General features: G+C 39.9%; 12 protein-coding genes and 1 pseudogene. 10 read left to right on the plus strand and 3 right to left on the minus strand.

What is annotated here, in order from left to right:
* Positions 1 to 30 precede the first annotated feature (30 nt).
* From hda to upp, 3 genes are all read right to left on the minus strand, one after another.
* A complete protein-coding gene (gene hda, locus OO7_RS10210; protein WP_008915875.1) occupies positions 31 to 738 on the minus strand; it encodes a DnaA inactivator Hda in 708 nt (235 codons plus the stop codon).
* 114 nt (positions 739 to 852) lie between these two features.
* The gene (uraA, locus tag OO7_RS10215) at positions 853 to 2,154 is read right to left on the minus strand and encodes a uracil permease (protein ID WP_008915876.1); all 1,302 of its coding nucleotides are present in this window, start codon (positions 2,152 to 2,154) and stop codon (positions 853 to 855) included.
* A 64-nt stretch (positions 2,155 to 2,218) separates the two neighbouring features.
* On the minus strand, positions 2,219 to 2,845 hold the full coding sequence (gene upp, locus OO7_RS10220) for a uracil phosphoribosyltransferase (protein WP_008915877.1): 627 nt from the start codon (positions 2,843 to 2,845) through the stop codon (positions 2,219 to 2,221).
* Between the two features lie 233 nt (positions 2,846 to 3,078).
* Here upp and purM point away from each other — a divergent pair, with 233 nt between their 5' ends.
* From purM to mdtC, 10 genes and pseudogenes are all read left to right on the plus strand, one after another.
* Positions 3,079 to 4,119 (plus strand): phosphoribosylformylglycinamidine cyclo-ligase, encoded by a 1,041-nt coding sequence (gene purM / locus OO7_RS10225; protein WP_008915878.1) that lies wholly within the window; start codon positions 3,079 to 3,081, stop codon positions 4,117 to 4,119.
* Positions 4,119 to 4,757 carry a phosphoribosylglycinamide formyltransferase gene (gene purN, locus OO7_RS10230; protein ID WP_008915879.1) on the plus strand — a complete coding sequence of 213 codons (639 nt, stop codon included), beginning with the start codon at positions 4,119 to 4,121 and terminating at the stop codon, positions 4,755 to 4,757. Before purM ends, purN begins: the two co-directional genes overlap by 1 nt.
* A 300-nt stretch (positions 4,758 to 5,057) precedes the next feature.
* Positions 5,058 to 5,645: a spermidine N1-acetyltransferase gene (speG, locus tag OO7_RS10235; protein ID WP_008915880.1), complete on the plus strand. Its 588-nt coding sequence runs from the start codon at positions 5,058 to 5,060 to the stop codon at positions 5,643 to 5,645.
* 94 nt (positions 5,646 to 5,739) lie between these two features.
* Complete coding sequence (gene ppk1, locus OO7_RS10240) at positions 5,740 to 7,809, plus strand: polyphosphate kinase 1 (protein ID WP_008915881.1); 2,070 nt, start codon at positions 5,740 to 5,742, stop codon at positions 7,807 to 7,809.
* A gap of 4 nt (positions 7,810 to 7,813) precedes the next feature.
* A complete protein-coding gene (gene ppx, locus OO7_RS10245; RefSeq protein ID WP_008915882.1) occupies positions 7,814 to 9,343 on the plus strand; it encodes an exopolyphosphatase in 1,530 nt (509 codons plus the stop codon).
* Between the two features lie 373 nt (positions 9,344 to 9,716).
* Positions 9,717 to 10,997 (plus strand): annotated as a pseudogene (mgtE, locus tag OO7_RS10250) (magnesium transporter); the annotation flags it as partial.
* Between the two features lie 754 nt (positions 10,998 to 11,751).
* On the plus strand, positions 11,752 to 13,113 hold the full coding sequence (locus tag OO7_RS10255) for an MFS transporter (RefSeq protein WP_008915884.1): 1,362 nt from the start codon (positions 11,752 to 11,754) through the stop codon (positions 13,111 to 13,113).
* Positions 13,114 to 13,388: 275 nt separating this feature from the next.
* Positions 13,389 to 14,630 carry an MdtA/MuxA family multidrug efflux RND transporter periplasmic adaptor subunit gene (locus tag OO7_RS10260; protein ID WP_008915885.1) on the plus strand — a complete coding sequence of 414 codons (1,242 nt, stop codon included), beginning with the start codon at positions 13,389 to 13,391 and terminating at the stop codon, positions 14,628 to 14,630.
* Complete coding sequence (locus OO7_RS10265) at positions 14,630 to 17,752, plus strand: MdtB/MuxB family multidrug efflux RND transporter permease subunit (RefSeq protein ID WP_008915886.1); 3,123 nt, start codon at positions 14,630 to 14,632, stop codon at positions 17,750 to 17,752. The genes OO7_RS10260 and OO7_RS10265 overlap by 1 nt, the downstream gene beginning before the upstream one ends.
* Positions 17,752 to 20,838 carry a multidrug efflux RND transporter permease subunit MdtC gene (gene mdtC / locus OO7_RS10270; protein WP_008915887.1) on the plus strand — a complete coding sequence of 1,029 codons (3,087 nt, stop codon included), beginning with the start codon at positions 17,752 to 17,754 and terminating at the stop codon, positions 20,836 to 20,838. Before OO7_RS10265 ends, mdtC begins: the two co-directional genes overlap by 1 nt.
* Positions 20,839 to 20,840 lie beyond the last annotated feature (2 nt).

Raw genomic sequence — 20,840 nt, forward strand, 5'->3', positions numbered from 1 at the left:
GGAAACGGCAGTGAATTAGCTGCCGTAATATTATAATTGAAGAATATCTTTCACGAATGGGATCGTTAACTTACGCTGCGCAACAATAGACGCATGGTCTAATTTGTTTAAAATATCAAACAACGTTCCCATTTTTCTATCAAGACGTTTTAAAACAAAACGGCAAACATCTTCAGGTAATTCAAACCCCCGCATGCGAGCTCGTAATTGCAAAGCACAAATTTTATCCTCATCACTTAAAGGATGTAATTTATAGATTTGCCCCCAATCAAGGCGAGAAGCCAAATCAGGTAATGTCAAATTAATTTGCCGAGGTGGCCTATCTCCGGTGATCAATAAACAGGTTCGCCCTATTTCTAATATTCGGTTATACAGATTAAAAATAGCCATTTCCCATTCAGGATCACCTGCAATACACTGAATATTATCAATACACACTAGAGATAAATGTTCCATACCATCTAGAACTTCAGGCACAAAATACGCGCGTTTGTCTAAAGGAACATACCCAACGGCCATATTTTGTTCAGACAATTCAGCACAAGCCGCATGTAATAGGTGACTTTTTCCGCCCCCTTCACGAGACCAATAATAAATATAGCTACCATGAGGTTGATTTATCGCTAATTTAATTGCAGATAATAATGCCTCATTCTCTCCCGCATAAAAGCTTGCAAAGGTTTCGTCATCGGGCAAATAAAGTGGTAGTGAAAGCTGTGATGGTGTATTCAGAAGCACCTCTAACTGTGTAAAACAATTAACGCCAACAAGTTTATCATAAATAGCAAGGATAGATGAACTGGAAGTCGTTAATCGCCGGCGCTTTCGCAACCGGCAATCCTAACTATTTAATTATTTTTTAGAATTATGGACATCAACTTCTTCAATTTCATCCGTAATAAACTGCTTATCAGGTCGAACAAACGTGACAAATTTAAAGATCAATGCCATCACAATACCGACAACAGTGGCTAATGCCATGCCTTTTAGTTCAGCTTGACCAATATGAATAACAGCACCACTTACACCAATAATTAAGATCACAGAAGTTAAAATTAAATTTTGTGGCTTGTTGTAATCAACTTTTGAATCAATAAGCACACGAATACCAGAAGCACCAATCACGCCATAAAGTAATAATGAAACACCCCCCATTACAGGTACGGGTACTAATTGAATTGCCGCTGCTAATTTCCCAACACAAGATAATAAAATAGCAATAATCGCAGCACCACCAATAACCCAAGTACTGTAAACTTTGGTTATTGCCATTACGCCAATATTTTCACCATAAGTTGTGTTTGGTGTTGAACCAAAGAAACCGGAAATAACCGTTGAAAAACCATTTGCAAACATTGAACGGTGCAAACCTGGATTTTTCATCAAATCACGATCCACAATATTTGCCGTCACGACCAAGTGACCAACGTGCTCAGCGATCACCACTAGAGCCGCAGGTAAGATAGTTAAAATGGCAAACCATTCAAATCTCGGTGAATAAAAAGTAGGAATAGCAAACCAAGGTGCTTCAATCACAGGTGTAAAATCAACAATACCCATGAAGTAAGACAATGCATAACCCGCTAAAAAACCAATTAATATTGGAATAATGGAAAGGAATCCGCGAAATACCACTGCGCAAAGAATTGTCACCACTAATGTTGTAATTGAAATAATTAGCGTTGATGATTCTACAGGCGCATCCGCTGTTGGCAATAATCCGGCCATACCGGCTGCGGTTTGTGCTAATTCTAAACCAATAACAGCAACAATTGCCCCCATTGCTGCCGGAGGGAACATGGCATTAATCCAGCCCCTTCCCGCCACTTTGACTATTAATGCAACAAGACAAAATAACACCCCACAAATAATAAAGCCTCCCAATGCAAGCTCATAGCCTAATGGAAGCAATATCAATACAGGTGATATAAATGCAAAACTCGATCCTAAATAAGCCGGAATGCGACCTTTACAAATGAATAAGTATAATAAGGTCCCAATACCATTAAACAGTAAAACGGTCGCTGGGTTTATACCAAACAAAATTGGTACGATAACGGTTGCCCCAAACATAGCAAACAGATGTTGAAAACTGAGCGGTATCGTTTGAAATAGCGGTGGCCTTTCTTCAACACTGATCGTACGGCGTGTCATTTTGTTTTATCCCCTTAATACTTTTTGAATCAAAAAAAAGCCGACTTCTTAAGTCGGCTAGTTATTATTTTGTACCAAATATCTTATCGCCCGCGTCTCCAAGACCCGGAACAATATACCCATCTTCATTTAAATATTGATCAATAGACGCGGTATAAAGCTCAACATCTGGGTGAGCCGCTTCTAGTGCAGCAATTCCTTCAGGAGCCGCAACAAGGACTAATACTTTAATTGATTTACAGCCTGCATTTTTCAGCAAGTCAATTGTTGCAATCATTGACCCACCCGTTGCTAACATTGGGTCAACAACAAGCGCTAAACGCTCATCAATGTTAGAAACTAATTTTTGGAAATAAGATACAGGTTTCAGTGTTTCTTCATCACGATAAACACCAACTACACTGATACGCGCACTTGGAACACTTTCTAAAACTCCGTTCATCATCCCAATACCTGCACGCAGGATAGGAACAACAGTAATTTTCTTCCCTTTAATTTGTTCTATTTCTACAGGACCACACCAACCTTCAATGGTGACTGTCTCAGTTTCTAGGTCAGCGGTTGCTTCATAAGTCAGTAGGCTACCAACCTCTGAGGCCAGTTCACGAAAACGTTTAGTGCTGATTTCATGATCTCGCATCAGGCCGAGTTTATGTTTAACGAGAGGGTGTTTTACCTCAACGATCTTCATGGGATTCTCCTACTATTTTAGACGCCAGCGCACAAAAAAATCGCCGGATTATACCTCTTTTTATATGCATTGCCACCTAGAACGACTTGATTGATGTCAAAACAATCAAAAATAATACATTTTTATATTAGGATTAATTCATTCATAAAGCTATCGCAAACGTTTGCTTAGCCTGATAGAATAGATTTCATTGACGTTCATTTTTCTAAAACACAATTGCCTTGGGGGCCGTAGTGACTGATAAAACCTCTCTCAGCTATAAAGATGCCGGTGTTGATATTGATGCGGGTAATGCCTTGGTTGAACGAATTAAAGGTGTGGTAAAAGAAACCCGCCGTCCAGAAGTGATGGGAGGATTGGGAGGATTTGGTGCTTTATGTTCTCTGCCCCAAAAATACCGTGAGCCCGTTTTAGTTTCCGGGACTGATGGTGTAGGTACAAAACTGCGCCTCGCAATGGATCTAAAACGCCATGATACAATCGGTATCGATCTCGTCGCAATGTGTGTGAATGACCTCATTGTACAAGGCGCTGAACCATTATTTTTCTTAGATTACTATGCAACAGGTAAATTGGATGTCGATACCGCAGCAAGTGTTATCACTGGAATTGCTGAAGGTTGTAAACAATCTGGTTGTGCATTAGTGGGTGGTGAAACTGCTGAAATGCCGGGCATGTATCATGGTGAAGATTATGATGTCGCAGGTTTCTGTGTTGGTGTTGTAGAACGTTCTGAAATTATTGATGGTAGTAAAGTGAGTGCTGGCGATGCATTGATTGCGCTTGCCTCAAGTGGTCCCCACTCCAATGGTTATTCATTAATTCGCAAAATTCTAGAAGTCAGTAAAACTGACTCAGAAGCGGTTGAACTTGAAGGCAAGTCACTTGCTGATCATTTATTGGCACCAACGCGTATCTATGTCAAAAATGTCCTTGAATTAATAGAAAAATGCGATATTCATGCAATCGCGCACATTACTGGTGGTGGTTTCTGGGAAAATATTCCACGCGTATTACCTGAAAATACACAAGCGCAAATTGATAAAGATAGCTGGCAATGGCCTGCGGTCTTTAATTGGTTGCAACAAGCAGGTAGCGTGACCGACCACGAAATGTATCGCACCTTTAACTGTGGTGTCGGTATTATTATTGCCCTTCCTCAACATGAAGTTGAATCTGCTTTAGCGCTTCTGAATTCTCTGGGCGAAACAGCTTGGCAAATAGGGACAATTGCAACTCAACCCGCTGGTGAAGAACAGGTAGTGATTCGCTAATGAAAAAGGTCGTTGTTCTCATTTCTGGCAGCGGCAGTAATTTGCAGTCACTGATTGATACAACATCATATGCTTCTCAAGCACAAATTGTTGCCGTTATCAGCAATCAGCCTGAAGCTTATGGGCTAGTTCGCGCACAACAGGCTGGAATTCCAGCCTTATCTTTGAGCACAAAACTGTTTGCTAATCGTGATGAATATGATGCTGCTCTCATGACAATGATCGACGAATATCAGCCAGATTTAGTTGTATTAGCTGGGTTTATGCGAATTTTAACGCCTAATTTCGTCAAACATTATGAAGGGAAAATGCTTAATATCCACCCTTCTTTACTGCCTAAATATCCCGGCTTACATACTCACCGTAAAGCCCTAGAAAATGGTGATCAAGAACACGGTACTTCCGTGCATTTTGTCACAGAAGAGCTTGATGGTGGGCCTGTTATCTTACAAGCTAGAATCCCAATTTTAGCTGAAGATACTGAAGAAAATCTCATTGAGCGAGTGAAAGAGCAAGAGCATCATATTTATCCCAAAGTGGTGCAATGGTTTGTGACAGGACGTTTAACCATGAAGGATAATCATGCCTATTTAGATGGTACACTTTTATCACCACAAGGCTTTATCAAAGCACCATAGGTTTTCTATCTTCCTTCTTTTTGATGTTACATGAACGCTACATTTTCTTTGCTGTTTGTAAACCAGATAAAATAAGTGATGTAGTGTTCATGCCATCTTGATAACTCATTAGCCCTGCTGCTTTAAAATTGCGTTAATCTTCGCCAATTAACAGAACTCTCTGCTTTGTGTCATTATTTTATCGCAAATAAGTGTTATTCTTATGTATTAAGTTGGAAAATAGAAGCATCATATCTATTCTAAAAGACTTAATGCGTCTTTAAATACAATACATATTTTTTAATAACACAGAGGTGTTTTATGACAACCGGGCAAGCTCATCCGTTTAGATTGCGCCCACTTGAACGTGAAGATTTAGCATTTATCCATCAACTTGATAACAATGCAAGTGTGATGCGCTACTGGTTTGAAGAGCCATATGAAGCATTTGTTGAACTAAGCGATCTTTATGACAAACATATTCACGACCAATCAGAACGGCGTTTTATTGTTGAGAATGAAAGTGAAAAAGTTGGTTTAGTTGAATTGGTTGAAATTGATTACATTCATCGTCGCTCTGAATTTCAAATTATTATTGCGCCACGCTATCAAGGTCATGGCTACGCAACTCGCGCAGCTAAACTTGCAATGGATTACGCATTTTCAGTGCTCAATCTTTATAAACTGTACCTCATCGTAGATAAAGAGAATATCAAAGCAATTCATATTTATAATAAACTCGGCTTTCATACAGAAGGTGAACTTATTGACGAGTTTTTTGTTAATGGTCGATATCACACTGCTATTCGTATGTGTATTTTCCAAAGCCAATATTTTGCAATTAAAGCTCAATCAAGCAATCCTGAAAATGTTGTCAGCCCTCACGCAACAATTAAACAACACCTTTAGGATCCCAAAAGCTCTGCTAGCACAATCAAGTTAATCGCTGCATGTTAGTCAGGGTTTTTAATCTGATGAGTAGTCAGTACGATATGGAGAAACAATGTCCCAAGAACGTTTATATCATGAAAAAGAGCTAAGCTGGCTAGCATTCAACGAACGAGTATTACAAGAAGCAGCAGATAAGCGAAACCCTCTTATTGAGCGTATGCGTTTTTTGGGCATTTATTCCAATAATTTAGATGAATTTTATAAAGTGCGTTTTGCCGATGTAAAGCGACGCATTTTAATCAATGAAGAACGTGGTTCAGCAAGTGGCGCTCGCCATTTACTCAAACGCATTCAAAATAAAGTCGCAAAGCAAGAACAAGAGTTCGATATTCTCTATAACGACTTGCTACTTGAAATGGCACGTAACCAAATATTTTTAATTAATGAGCGCCAGATTTCTCCACGTCAACAAATATGGTTACGCCAATACTTTCGCCAAAATCTCCGCCAGCACATTACACCGATTTTAATAAATCCTGATACTAATCTGGTCGAATTTTTAAAAGATGATTACACCTATTTAGCGGTCGAGATTATCAATGGCAATGATGTCCAATATGCTTTATTGGAGATCCCTTCAGATAAAGTACCTCGTTTCGTCAATTTACCGCCTGAAATGCCAAAACGACGCAAATCAATGATCTTAATTGATAATATTTTACGTTATACGCTTGATGAAATATTCAAGGGCTTCTTCGATTACGATAAATTAAATGCTTATTCGATGAAGATGACGCGTGATGCAGAATATGATATCGCAACTGAAATGGAATCCAGTTTGCTTGAAATTATGTCGTCGACATTAAAACAGCGCTTAACGGCAGAACCAGTGCGTTTTGTTTATCAACGCGATATGCCTGATGAAATGGTCGCTGTTTTACGAGAAAAATTGGGATTATCTAATGACGACTCCGTCATTGCGGGTGGCCGTTATCATAACTTTAAAGATTTTATTAAGTTCCCCAATGAAGGCAATAAAAATCTATTAAATAAACCGTTGCCAAGACTGCGCCATCGTTGGTTTGATAATTTCCGCAATGGTTTTGATGCTATTCGTGAACGGGATGTATTACTTTATTATCCCTATTACACTTTCGAACATACCTTAGAATTGCTAAGGCAAGCATCATTTGATCCGAATGTTCTCTCTATTAAGATCAATATTTATCGTGTTGCGAAAGATTCGCGAATTATTGATTCTATGATCCACGCTGCTCATAACGGTAAAAAAGTGACTGTTGTCGTTGAATTGCAAGCACGATTTGACGAAGAAGCCAATATTCATTGGGCAAAACATCTTACTGCGGCTGGCGTACATGTCATTTTCTCTGCACCCGGCTTAAAAATACATGCAAAGCTCTTTATTATCTCGCGCATGGAAGAAGGTCAAATTGTCCGTTATGCACATATCGGAACGGGTAACTTTAATGAGAAAACAGCGCGTCTCTATACTGATTACTCGCTTTTGACTGCAAATGAAGAAATTACCAATGAAGTTCGTCGCGTTTTCAGCTTTATTGAAAATCCTTACCGCCCAGTGACTTTCAATAATTTGATGGTTTCTCCACAGAATACTCGAACTAAACTAAATGCGTTAATTGACCAAGAAATTGTCAATGCACTAGCGGGTCTGCCAAGTGGGATCACCTTAAAAATCAATAATCTTGTTGATAGAGAACTGACAGATAAATTATATGATGCTTCGAATGCAGGTGTAAAAGTTCGTTTATTAATTAGAGGAATGTGCTCGTTAGTCGCCGGACAGCCGGGATACAGTGAAAATATTCAAGTCACCAGTATTGTCGACCGTTTTTTAGAACATGACCGCGTATATGTGTTTGCCAATGCCGGTGATGAGCAAGTCTTTATTTCATCAGCTGATTGGATGACACGAAATATTGACTATCGAATTGAAGTTGCGGTACGTCTTGTTGACGAGAGGCTAAAACAAACTGTACTCGATATTCTCGAATTACAATTTAGTGATACCGTTAAAGCCCGTTATGTTGACAAAGATCTCAGTAATAACTATGTTCCCCGCGGTAATAAGCGAAAAATACAAGCTCAACTCGCAGTTTATGACTATTTGAAATCATTAGAAACACCAGAAACAAGGTCTTAATATTATGCCAATCACTCAACCCTCGGCCCCGAGGCCTCAAGAAATTGCGGCTATTGACCTTGGCTCTAATAGCTTTCATATGGTGATCGCTCGAATTGTCAATGGTGCACTTCAAGTTCTCACTCGTTTAAAAAAACGTGTCCATCTCGCAGATGGCTTAAGTGAAACGAATGAATTAAGTGAAGAAGCTATGGAGCGTGGATTAGCCTGTCTCGCGCTGTTTGCTGAACGCCTGCAAGGATTTAATGAAGCCAATGTTTGTATTGTCGGGACACATTCCCTTCGCGTTGCCACCAATGTTGAAGAGTTTTTAAAACGCGCCAAGAAAATAATCCCCTATCCTATTGAAATTATTTCTGGCCAAGAAGAAGCGCGTTTAATTTTTATGGGTGTAGAGCACACTCAACCCGAAAAAGGCAGAAAATTAGTCATTGATATTGGTGGTGGTTCAACCGAATTAATTATTGGTGAAAAGTTCGAACCGTTATTAATTGATAGTCAACGAATGGGGTGTGTGAGTTTTGCTCGAAACTATTTTCCTAATGAAGTGATTACACCTGAAAATTTTAGCCGTGCTTATTTAGCGGCCTTTTTAAAGCTTGAACATTCTGCAACACAATTTAAAAAGTTAAAGTGGGATGTTGCAATGGGCGCTTCTGGAACCATAAAAGCCGCCCATAATGTCATTATTGAAATGGGTGAACTTGATGGCGTTATTACACGAGAACGTCTTGAAAAAATAAAACAGCTCGCATTAAGATATAAAACCTTTTCAGCTGTGGAAATTCCGGGATTATCCTCAGAACGTAAATATGTTTTTGTTCCCGGACTTGCTATTTTATGTGCGGTTTTTGATTCACTCAATATTCAAGAACTTCGTCTTTCTGATGGCGCTTTGCGTGAAGGGGTTTTGTATGAAATGGAAGGTCGTTTTCGCCACCAAGACATCCGCCAGCGTACAGCATTAAGCCTTGCCGAACATTACAATATTGATAGAGAACAAGCCAAACGCGTCCTTAAAACGATGGAAGAACTTTATCATCAATGGGCGCAACAAAACCCTAAATTAGTCAATCCGCAGCTTGAGTCAATCTTAATCTGGGCGGTCATGCTCCATGAAGTTGGGCTAAATATCAACCAAAGTGGCTTACATCGCCACTCTGCTTATATATTACAAAACACCAATTTACCCGGTTTTAATCAAGAACAACAATTATTACTCGCCACTTTAGTGCGTAATCATCGCCGCGCGATTAAATATGATGATATTCCTAAGTTCCATTTATATAAAAGAAAACAATTTTTTCCATTGATTCAAATATTACGGTTATCAATTTTATTGAATAATCAACGTCAATCAACCACCACACCATCATCATTGCGTTTAAAAACAGATGATGGCCATTGGACATTGTATCTTCCTGCTAATTACCTCACGCAAAATGCACTGATGCAGTTAGATTTAGAAAAAGAAAGTGCTTATTGGGAAGATGTACCCGGTTGGGAATTGAAGGTTCGAGAAGAGTCTAATTAATGTGGTTATTACTTAATTATTATACATTAACCTGATTATTTCTCTCTGTAATTGGCCGACTTGCCCCCAATTTGTTAAGATTACGAGTATGACTTGGCGTTAAGTGTAAATTAATGACAACTAAAGTAGTCATTTTCCGCCAACGGATAAAATAAAGGCGCGTTAAGCACCTTTCATTGTTTTAAGGATTAAAATGTCACAACCTGCTTTCTCAACTGATGCAATACCTACAGTAAATCCGCATTCACAGAAACTGGCGTTTATCCGTCAGCAGATTTTAACGTTGTTTATGGACGATGAAGAATTTGTCCATGCGCTGATTGAACATGACCAGCATATTAGTCTGAATGACAAAAAGATAAGTGAAAAAGTCCATGCTGTTAAAGAATTGCTCGTTGATTTACACGCAGCGGATATCGCCGATATTTTGGAGATGTTGCCTTATGATGAACGTTTAGCATTATGGCGTCTTGTTGATAATACTGAACGCGGTGAAGTGTTAGTCGAAGCTTCTGTTGCCGTTTGGGATAGTTTAATAAAAGACATGTCAGACAGAGAGCTATTACGCGCTGTTGCCAACCTTCATGTCGACGAACAAGCTTATATTGCTGAGCATTTACCACAAGACACCATGAGAAGGTTACTCACCTATCTCGACCCAAGTCTTCGTAGCCGTATACGTGAAGTTTTGCAGTATGCAAAAGACAGTGTTGGGCAAATGATGGATTTTGAGTTCGTCACTGTCCGTCCACATATTACATTAAAAACAGTACAACGTTACTTGCGTCAACGCGGCAAAATACCTGAAGCTACCGATAAAATTTTCGTTGTTGATCATAACAATCACCTGCAAGGCGAATTACCTCTTACAACCATTTTAATTCAATCGCCTGAAAAAATTGTCGCAGATGTCATGAAAACCGACACAGTCACCTTCTTACCTGATGAAAAAGGGGAAGATGCAGCCAGTGCGTTCGAACGTTATGACTTAATTTCTGCTGCCGTTGTAGACAACAATGGGCTACTAATGGGGCGACTAACTGTTGAAGATATCGTTGACAACTTAAACGAAGAAAATGATAACAGCATCCGCCGGATGGGGGGGTTAAGCCCAGAAGAAGATGTGTTTGCTCCCGTTGGTCAAGCCGTGAAAACACGTTGGACATGGCTTGCAATTAACTTATGTACAGCGTTTGTTGCCTCTCGTGTAATTGGTGTGTTTGAAGACACTATTTCGCAACTTGTTGCCTTAGCAACCTTAATGCCTATTGTTGCTGGTATTGGTGGGAATACAGGTAACCAAACTATTACCATGATTGTCCGAGCAATCGCCTTACACCAAATCCAAACGGGTAGTTTCTCATTCTTAATGTTAAGAGAGCTGGGAGTTGCCTTTATTAACGGGATTGTCTGGGGTGGTATAATGGGAGTTGTCACCTATTTCCTTTATGGCGATATTGCCATGGGTGCCGTCATGACCCTAGCTATGGTACTAAACCTACTCATGGCTGCCATTATGGGCGTTCTTATCCCGTTAATTATGCTTAAATGTGGTAAAGACCCTGCGATTGGTTCTAGCGTAATGATCACCGCCATTACCGATACAGGTGGATTCTTTATTTTCTTAGGATTAGCCACACTTTTCTTAGTTTAATCAAATCGCCTTTATGCCTAAAATGCCCAGTAAACTTACTGGGCATTTTACTTATTAGAATAAAATAAGCTCATACACTATTTCATTCTCAACAATATAGTCTTGCAATAACAGCAATGGTTATTTTAAATTAACGATGCAATTTCAAGATATATATTCGCTAACCTTTAATTTATTTTCATTTACTATTACTACTAAAAATATTTCTATATTAGAAAATTAATATTTTGTTACTTTATCGACGATTTAATCAGCAAAAAATATATTTTTTTATCAATTAATACCTAATAGTGAAAATATAATTATAGGATCTCCTGAAAAAAACCTTTTATTAACATCATATAATGTTATTGTTTCACCAAATAGACAATCACACCACACTAAAACAGATAACAGGAATATTAACCTTGTTTTGAGGATGACTGTTTACAGAATATGGAATTTCCTGCTATAAATTAACTCATGCATTAAGTTACAGAGTATTAACTAGGTTACATCATCTAGCGCTTTATACCTCGTATCTGTTCACTTCTAATATTATTTGCCTCTTATATTAGCGGCAAATTGAACTGTTATATCGAATACACAATAAATGTACCCTAAATAATTCGAATGATAGCAAAGTGACCAAGGAATGAATGACTAGGAACAAACTAACAACTGAAGATTGTCGCCATAAATACAATCAACAGCACAGCAACTTTAAGTACGACGGATATAAATAATATATCCGGTATTAAAAAAGGATCATATTATGACATCGCAAGCAAGCAGCCAGCCCTCGGCAAGGCCATTGAGAAAAGAAGACTATAAAACTTTGGGGTTATCCTCTTTAGGTGGAACATTAGAGTTTTATGATTTTGTTATTTTTGTTTTTTACGCAAAAATTATTTCTCAACTCTTTTTCCCTGGTGACAATGAGTTCTTAGCACTCATGGCAACACTCGGTTTGTTTGCAGCAGGTTATCTCGCACGCCCACTTGGCGGCATTATTATGGCGCACTTCGGCGATAAAGTTGGCCGTAAGAAAATGTTTACTTTGAGTATTTTCTTAATGGCATTCCCGACTTTTGTTATTGGTTTTTTACCAACTTATGCCAGTATTGGCATGGCAGCGCCATTGTTATTATTGTTAATGCGTATTATGCAAGGTGCAGCCATTGGTGGCGAAATGCCGGGTGCTTGGGTATTTATTGCAGAGCATACACCAAAACAGCGCTATGGCCTCGGTGTTGGTACTTTAACTTCAGGGATTACTGGCGGGATTTTATTAGGTTCAATCGTTGCTATCATTATTGAACGTAGTTATAGCGCGCAAGAAGTGCATGATTTCGCATGGCGTATTCCGTTTATTTTAGGTGGTATATTTGGCTTCATCTCTGTTTATTTACGCCGTTTCTTAGAAGAAACGCCTATATTCAAAGAATTAGCAGCGAAAAAAGCATTAGCACAAGAGATGCCAGTTAAAACGGTTATTAAATCACACAAACAAGCTTGCTTGATTACTGCGGGCTTAACATGGTCATTATCTACAGCCATTGTTGTGACTATCTTGATGACGCCTGATGTTGTTTTGAAAGGATTATACAATATTGATCGTAATGTTGCTTTGCAAGCAAACTGCGCAGCGACACTGACATTAACGTTAGGTTGTATTTTCTGGGGCTGGTTAGGTGACAAAGTTGGAACGCGTATTTCCATGGCATTTTCATGGGGTGGCTTAGCGGTTACTGCACTGTATTTTTATTCCTCTTTATCATCAGATATTGCATCATCAACATTAACGTTTAACTATGCTTTAATGGGATTCTTTGTTGGCGCAATTGCAACAACACCAATTATCAGCACTCGAGCATTTCCACCAGAGATCCGTTTCTCCGGTTTATCCTTTGCTTATAATGTTGCTTACGCAATCTTTGGTGGATTGACACCAATATTAACAGGCGCATGGTTGCAACAATCTCATATGGCCCCTGCTTATTATGTTGCCGGTGTTTCCTTGTTAGCCGTAGCAATTGCATTTTTGCCATTAGCTTGGAGAGGTTGGACTGCTAATCCTGCAACCGCATCAACACAAGATAATTTAGAAGCATTAAAAACCAGCGCTACACGTTAATCGACACTGACTTTCTGCCGTAACTTATTTAACCTGTCGTTTTTTATCGCGACAGGTTTTTTATTTCCCCTGCCTAATTAATTCATAGTATGCGTATATCATCGTTTCTGCACATTATTTGACGATATATTCATATTTCCTTCATTTTTTCGTGGAAGCATCACGTTAAACTATTAATATGTCGCAACTGACTAATTTCTAAAAATATAACACGTCTATTTACGTTGTTATGAATTGATTTTTTATTCGGCTTTGAGCTAAGCGAAAACCTAAAAATGAACAAACCTAAAAACCGTACAACATTAACTCGTTCAGCTATTTTAGTTGCTATCATTATTGCAGCAGGCGCGGGTTGGTATTTTTACTCTCAAAGCAACCAGCCTGAAGCAGATAAAAGTAGTCAATCGGCAAGTAATCGCCCTACTCGGCCAGGAGTAATGCCCGGTCGTGTTTTAGCTCCTGTACAATTTGCTGTTGCGCAGGAAAAAGTTGTTCCTCGTTATTTATCAGGTCTTGGCACAGTGCAAGCGGCTAATGTCGTGACGGTAACAAGCCGTGTTGAAGGTCAATTGATGTCATTACATTTTATTGAAGGACAACACGTTAAAGCAGGCGATTTATTGGCTGAAATTGATCCTCGCCCATTCAAAGTGCAACTTGCCCAAGCTGAAGGTCAATTAGCGAAAGATAAAGCAACCCTTGCCAATGCAAAACTGGACTTAAGTCGCTATCAAAAATTAGCAGGAACCAACGTTATTTCGCAACAAGAGTTAGATAACCAAAAAGCCGCTGTCTTACAAGCCGAAGGAACAATTAAAGCTGACCAAGCCGCGGTCGATAGCGCTAAATTACAGTTAACTTATAGCCGCATTACCGCGCCTATTTCCGGTCGTGTCGGCTTAAAACAAGTTGATGTCGGTAATTTTATTTCAGCAGGAACTTCAACGCCGCTCGTTGTTATTACCCAGACAGAACCTGCAGATGTGTTATTTGCTCTTCCTGAAGGTGATATTCCTGCTATTCAAAAAGCCCAGTCATCCGGCCAACCCGTTATCGTCGAAGCTTGGGATCGTAATAATATTGCCATGATTACTGAAGGATATTTATTAAGCACTGATAATCAGATTGATCCATCGACGGGCACATTGAAAATAAAAGCGCGTTTTACCAATGAAGGACAAAGCTTATTTCCCAACCAATTTGTCAATATCAAAATGCAAATTGAAACCTTGCAAAATGCGGTTGTTATTCCTACCGCTGCATTACAAATGGGTAATGAAGGTCACTATGTTTGGATATTAAGTGATGATAATCATGTCACCAAACAAACTGTCACAGTTGGTATGCAAGATAGCCAACAAGTTGTGATTGAAAGTGGCCTTGCTGCAAATGCCAAAGTAATTACTGATGGTGTTGACCGACTAACCGATGGTACGCGTGTTGAGGTCGTCAATAGTGACACTACAAAACCATCCCCAAAAACACAAAAAAATAACAAGTCAGTGGAAAACGCCTAATGCAGCCCGGAATTCAAAAAGGCGGAGGTCCTTCTCGCCTCTTCATTCTACGCCCTGTCGCCACCACTTTATTTATGGTGGCAATTCTCATCGCAGGGATCATTGGTTATCGGTTTTTGCCAGTTTCGGCATTACCGGAAGTTGATTACCCAACAATTCAAGTCATTACCCTTTATCCGGGAGCAAGCCCTGATGTCATGACATCCGCGGTTACTGCCCCACTGGAAAGGCAGTTTGGTCAAATGTCAGGGTTAAAACAGATGTCATCACAAAGTTCTGGTGGTGCATCTGTCATTACGTTGATGTTCCAATTAACCTTGCCACTTGAAGTAGCAGAGCAAGAAGTTCAAGCAGCAATCAATGCGGCATCAAATCTTTTACCTTCTGATTTGCCTTACCCGCCTGTTTATAACAAAGTTAACCCAGCAGATCCGCCAGTGCTTACATTGGCAGTGACTTCCGACACAATGCCATTGACACAAGTTCAAGATATTATTGAAAACCGTGTTGCTCAAAAGATTTCGCAGGTTAATGGTGTAGGATTAGTCACCCTTGCGGGAGGCCAGCGCCCTGCGGTAAGAGTGAGTTTAAATCCTCAAGCTGTAGCCGCTAAAGGGTTAGATAGCGAAACAATTCGTACCGCTATTAATAATGCTAACGTCAACTCAGCAAAAGGGAGTTTCGACGGCCCAACACGTGCAGTCACACTTTCAGCTAATGACCAAATGAAGTCATTAGATGATTACCGCCACTTAATTGTTGCATTTCAAAATGGTGCCCCCGTTCGTCTTGGCGATATCGCAACCATTGAAAATGCAGCAGAGAATGCTTACTTAGGCGCTTGGGCAAATACTGAACAGGCTATTGTGATTAATGTTCAACGCCAACCGGGTGCGAATGTTATTGAAACAACAGATACCATACGTAATATTTTACCTGAATTAATTGAAACTCTGCCAAAATCAGTCAATGTTGAGATATTAACTGATAGAACAAGCACCATTCGCGCTTCCGTTAATGATGTGCAATTTGAGTTAATGCTGGCAATTGCACTAGTTGTTATGGTGATCTACCTCTTTTTACGTAATGGCATTGCCACACTGATCCCGGGCATTGCCGTACCCCTATCATTAGTGGGTACTTTTGCTGTGATGTATTTTTGTGGGTTTTCAGTTAATAACCTGACATTAATGGCACTTACCATTGCAACTGGCTTTGTTGTTGATGACGCCATTGTGGTTATCGAAAATATATCTCGCTATCTCGAACAAGGTGATAAGCCGTTAGTTGCTGCACTTAAAGGTGCGGGAGAAATTGGTTTTACCATCATTTCATTAACCTTCTCATTGGTTGCCGTTTTAATTCCATTGTTATTTATGGGCGATATTGTTGGGCGCTTGTTTAGGGAATTTGCCATCACTTTGGCAGTGGCTATTTTAATCTCAGCCGTGGTTTCATTGACCTTAACACCAATGATGTGCGCGCGTTTACTCAAACCAGAGTCTGAACATAAACACAACCGCTTTGAACTGGTTTGTGAACGTTTTTTTGATGGCATGATTGCAGCTTATGCTATTGGGTTAAAACGGGTATTAAATCATCCGTGGTTAACGCTAAGCGTTGCAATTAGTACATTAATTTTGACCGGATTGCTGTATATGTGGATACCAAAAGGTTTCTTCCCTTTACAAGATAATGGAATTATTCAAGGGACTATTGAAAGCCGACAATCCATCTCATTTTCAGCAATGGCGCAAAAGCAAGCCGAAGTTGCAGAGAAATTATTAGCTGATCCGGCTGTTGATAATGTCACCACTTATGTGGGTGTTGATGGAACCAATCCAACGTTAAATAATGGGCGCATTCAAATCACTTTAAAACCCTTAGATGATCGCCCTGACCGCGTCAATACGATTATTCCTCGCTTACAACAAGCTGCGGATAGTATTTCTGGTGTCAATTTATACCTACAACCAATGCAGGATTTAACCATTGATACCCAGCTTGCGCGCACCCAATATCAATTCTCTTTACAAGCAGGTTCTTTAGAGGAATTAGCACTTTGGGTTCCGCAACTATTAGCAGAATTGAAACAACAGCCCGAGCTAATTGATGTTAGCAGTGATTGGCAAGATAAAGGGCTTGTTGCTTATGTCAATGTTGATAGAGATACTGCAAGTCGTTTTGGTATTACAATGTCAGCAATTGATAACGCATTATATAATGCATTTGGCCAACGAATGATTTCGACGATTTATACGCAATCGAATCAATACCGCGTTATTCTTGAACATAATACCCAAACTCGTGATGGTGTTAATGCATTAAATGATATTCGACTCAAAGGGACGGATGGTGCAATTGTTCCACTGAATACATTAGTCAATATCAAAGAAGGTTATGGTCCTCTTGCCATTAATCACCAAGATCAGTTTCCTTCAGTTACTTTCTCATTCAACCTTGCTGAAGGGGCTTCGTTAGAATCTGGCGTCAATGCAGTCAAAGATGCAGAGGCACGCATTGCAATGCCAAAATCTATCACAACCCAATTCCAAGGCGCGACGCAAGCTTTCGAATCTGCACTGAGTAGCACTGTGTGGTTAATTGCTGCTGCAATTATTGCCATGTATATAGTATTAGGGATTTTGTATGAAAGCTTTATTCACCCAATAACTATTCTTTCAACACTACCAACAGCAGGTGTTGGGGCTTTATTAGCCTTAATGATGGCAGGGAATGAATTAGATGTCATCGCCGTCATTGGGATCATCTTATTAATCGGGATTGTGAAAAAGAATGCCATCATGATGATTGACTTTGCTCTTGCCGCTGAACGCGAAAAAGGCATGTCACCGCGTGATGCAATTTATCAGGCCTGTTTATTACGTTTTCGTCCTATTTTAATGACGACAATGGCAGCATTACTTGGTGCTTTACCATTGATGTTAAGTACGGGAGTTGGCGCCGAGCTAAGACAACCTTTAGGCGTCTGTATGGTTGGTGGACTGATTATGAGCCAAATCCTGACTCTGTTTACAACACCGGTGATTTACCTGTTATTTGACAGACTTTCTAACTTTGTCAAATCTCATCGTCAAACACGCCAAAAACAGGTCTTATGATGAAACGCTTCTTTGCCTTGTTTATCAGCCGCCCCGTTGCGACAACGCTAATTAGTGTGGCAATCACACTTTGCGGTGCATTGAGCTTTATCTTTTTGCCTGTTGCACCATTACCGCAAGTTGATTACCCTGTTATAAATGTGACAGCGTCACTTCCGGGTGCTTCTCCGGAAACGATGGCATCATCCATTGCGACACCGCTTGAAAGCTCATTGGGAAGTATTGCCGGACTGAGTGAAATGACATCCAGTAGCGCACTTGGACGAACAACCATTACACTTGAGTTTAATCTCGATAAAGATATCAATAATGCAGCTCGTGAGGTACAAGCTGCCATTAATGCCGCACAAAGTTTATTACCAAGTGGCATGCCTAGTCGGCCACGTTATTACAAATCTAACCCCTCCGACGCACCTATTATGATTTTGACACTGACATCAAAAACATTAGGAACAGGTGAGATTTACGACATTGCTTCAACGCGTTTAGCACAACGCATTGCCCAAATTGAAGGTGTTAGTGAAGTTTCAGTCGGTGGTGGCTCACTGCCTGCTGTTCGAGTCGAACTCAATCCAACCGCTCTATTTAACCAAGGTGTTTCACTTGATCAGGTTCGTAGAGCCATTAGCAGCGCAAACGTGCGTCAGCCACAAGGTTATATCAATAACGATGATAATCGCTGGCAAATTCAAACGAATGATGAATTAAAAAAAGCAGAAGATTACCGCCCTATTATTGTTCATTATAGCAATGCTAATCCGGTTCAATTAAGTGATGTAGCAACAGTCAAAGATTCAGTCCAAGATGTTCGGGCTGCCGGTATGTCAGGTGGAGAACCTGCGGTATTGATTGTGATCCGCCGTGAAGCTGGTGCAAACATCATTGAAACGGTTAATCGAATTCGTGAAGAATTACCCGAATTTCGTGACATGATCCCCGCCGCGATTGATTTAAAAGTTGCTCAAGATAGAACGCCGACGATCCGCGCTTCACTTGTTGAAGTTGAACGCGCATTAATGATTGCTATCGCCTTAGTTATCTTAGTTGTTTTGTTATTTTTACGTTCTGGTCGCGCTACGCTGATCCCAGCTATTGCTGTTCCTGTTTCTCTTATTGGTACATTTTCAGCAATGTATTTATGCGGTTTTAGCTTAAATAATCTCTCATTAATGGCACTGACAGTCGCCACAGGTTTTGTCGTGGATGATGCCATTGTCGTATTGGAAAATATTTCTCGCCACATAGAGAAAGGTCAAAAGACCTTTATTGCCGCTGTAAAAGGTGTAAGTGAAGTTGGTTTTACTGTCGTTTCAATGAGCATTTCATTAGTCGCCGTTTTCATCCCATTATTATTAATGGATGGATTGGTTGGACGATTATTCCGTGAGTTTGCCATTACACTTGCAACGGCTATCGGTATTTCATTAGTCATTTCATTGACGTTAACGCCAATGATGTGTGCTTATCTGTTAAAAAGGCAAGTGCTAAAAAAAGATGCTAAAACCAAAGGTATGGCACTTTTCATGCAAAAAATTCAAAAAGGTTACGGTGTCACATTAGATTGGATGCTTTCTCATCGAAAAAGTGTCTTAGCCATTTTGTTTGCCACTATTGGTCTTAATATTTATTTATATATCTCCATTCCGAAAACTTTTTTCCCTGAACAAGATACTGGGCGTTTATTAGGATTTGTGCGCGCTGACCAAAGCATCTCATTTCAATCAATGAAAGAGAAAATGCAGCGCTTTATGAAAGAAGTCAATGCAGACCCTGCTGTTGATAGCGTGACGGGTTTCACGGGAGGAAGCCGTGTAAATAGTGGTTCTATGTTTATTTCATTAAATCCATTAGATGAACGCAAAGAAAGTGCAACAGATGTTATCAATCGCCTGCGGATAAAACTTGCCAATGAACCTGGTGCTAACTTGTTTATGATGCCAGTTCAAGATATTCGTGTAGGTGGGCGCCAATCTAACGCTAGTTATCAATTTACCTTACTTGCTGATGAACTGAATGCATTGCGTGATTGGGAGCCAGCAATACGCAAAGCAATTGGCTCTCTACCTGAATTAACAGATGTGAACTCAGATAAAGAAGATAAAGGTGCCGAGATGGCTATCACTTATGATAGAGATTTGATGGCACAATTAGGTATTGATGTCCGTGCAGCAAATGACCTACTCAATAATGCTTTTGGACAGCGCCAAATTTCAACGATTTATGAGGCAATGAACCAATATAAAGTGGTTATGGAAGTTGCACCTGAATATACTCAAGATGTCAGCTCATTAGATAAAATGTTTGTGATTAATTCACAAGGTGAACCTATTCCACTCTCCTATTTTGCACGCTGGCAGCCGGCTAATGCGCCATTGAGTGTCAATCACCAAGGGCTTTCAGCAGCGTCCACCATCTCCTTTAACGTTGCAGATGGCTACACTCTAGATCAAGCAATTTCAGCCATTGAAAAAACCATGACATCACTGGGTGTGCCATCAACAGTGAGAGGAACCTTTGCAGGAACAGCACAAATTTTCCAAGAAACATTAAAATCTCAGCTATTTTTAATATTCGCGGCCATTGTGACTGTTTATCTCGTTTTGGGAATTCTCTATGAAAGTTATATCCATCCACTGACGATTTTATCTACATTGCCTTCTGCGGGTGTAGGGGCATTATTAGCTTTGAAAATGTTTGATACGCCTTTTAGCCTTATTGCACTCATTGGCATTATGTTGCTCATCGGGATTGTAAAGAAAAATGCCATTATCATGGTCGACTTTGCTATACAAGCACAACGTAATGAGGGCTTAAATGCTCGGGACGCTATTTTCCGTGCTAGTTTATTACGTTTTCGTCCTATTTTAATGACAACTCTTGCCGCCATATTTGGTGCACTGCCGCTTATGCTAGGCAGTGGAGATGGTGCTGAATTGCGTCAACCTTTAGGGATTACCATTGTCGGTGGATTAATCATGAGCCAATTGCTGACTTTATTTACAACACCTGTTGTCTATTTATGTTTCGACCAACTTAGACAACGTTATTCGCGTAAGCGTAATAATGCTAATCAAGTCAGTGTTTGATG

Origin of the sequence: Providencia sneebia DSM 19967 (assembly GCF_000314895.2) — a bacterium.
Classification (GTDB): Bacteria; Pseudomonadota; Gammaproteobacteria; order Enterobacterales; family Enterobacteriaceae; genus Providencia; species Providencia sneebia.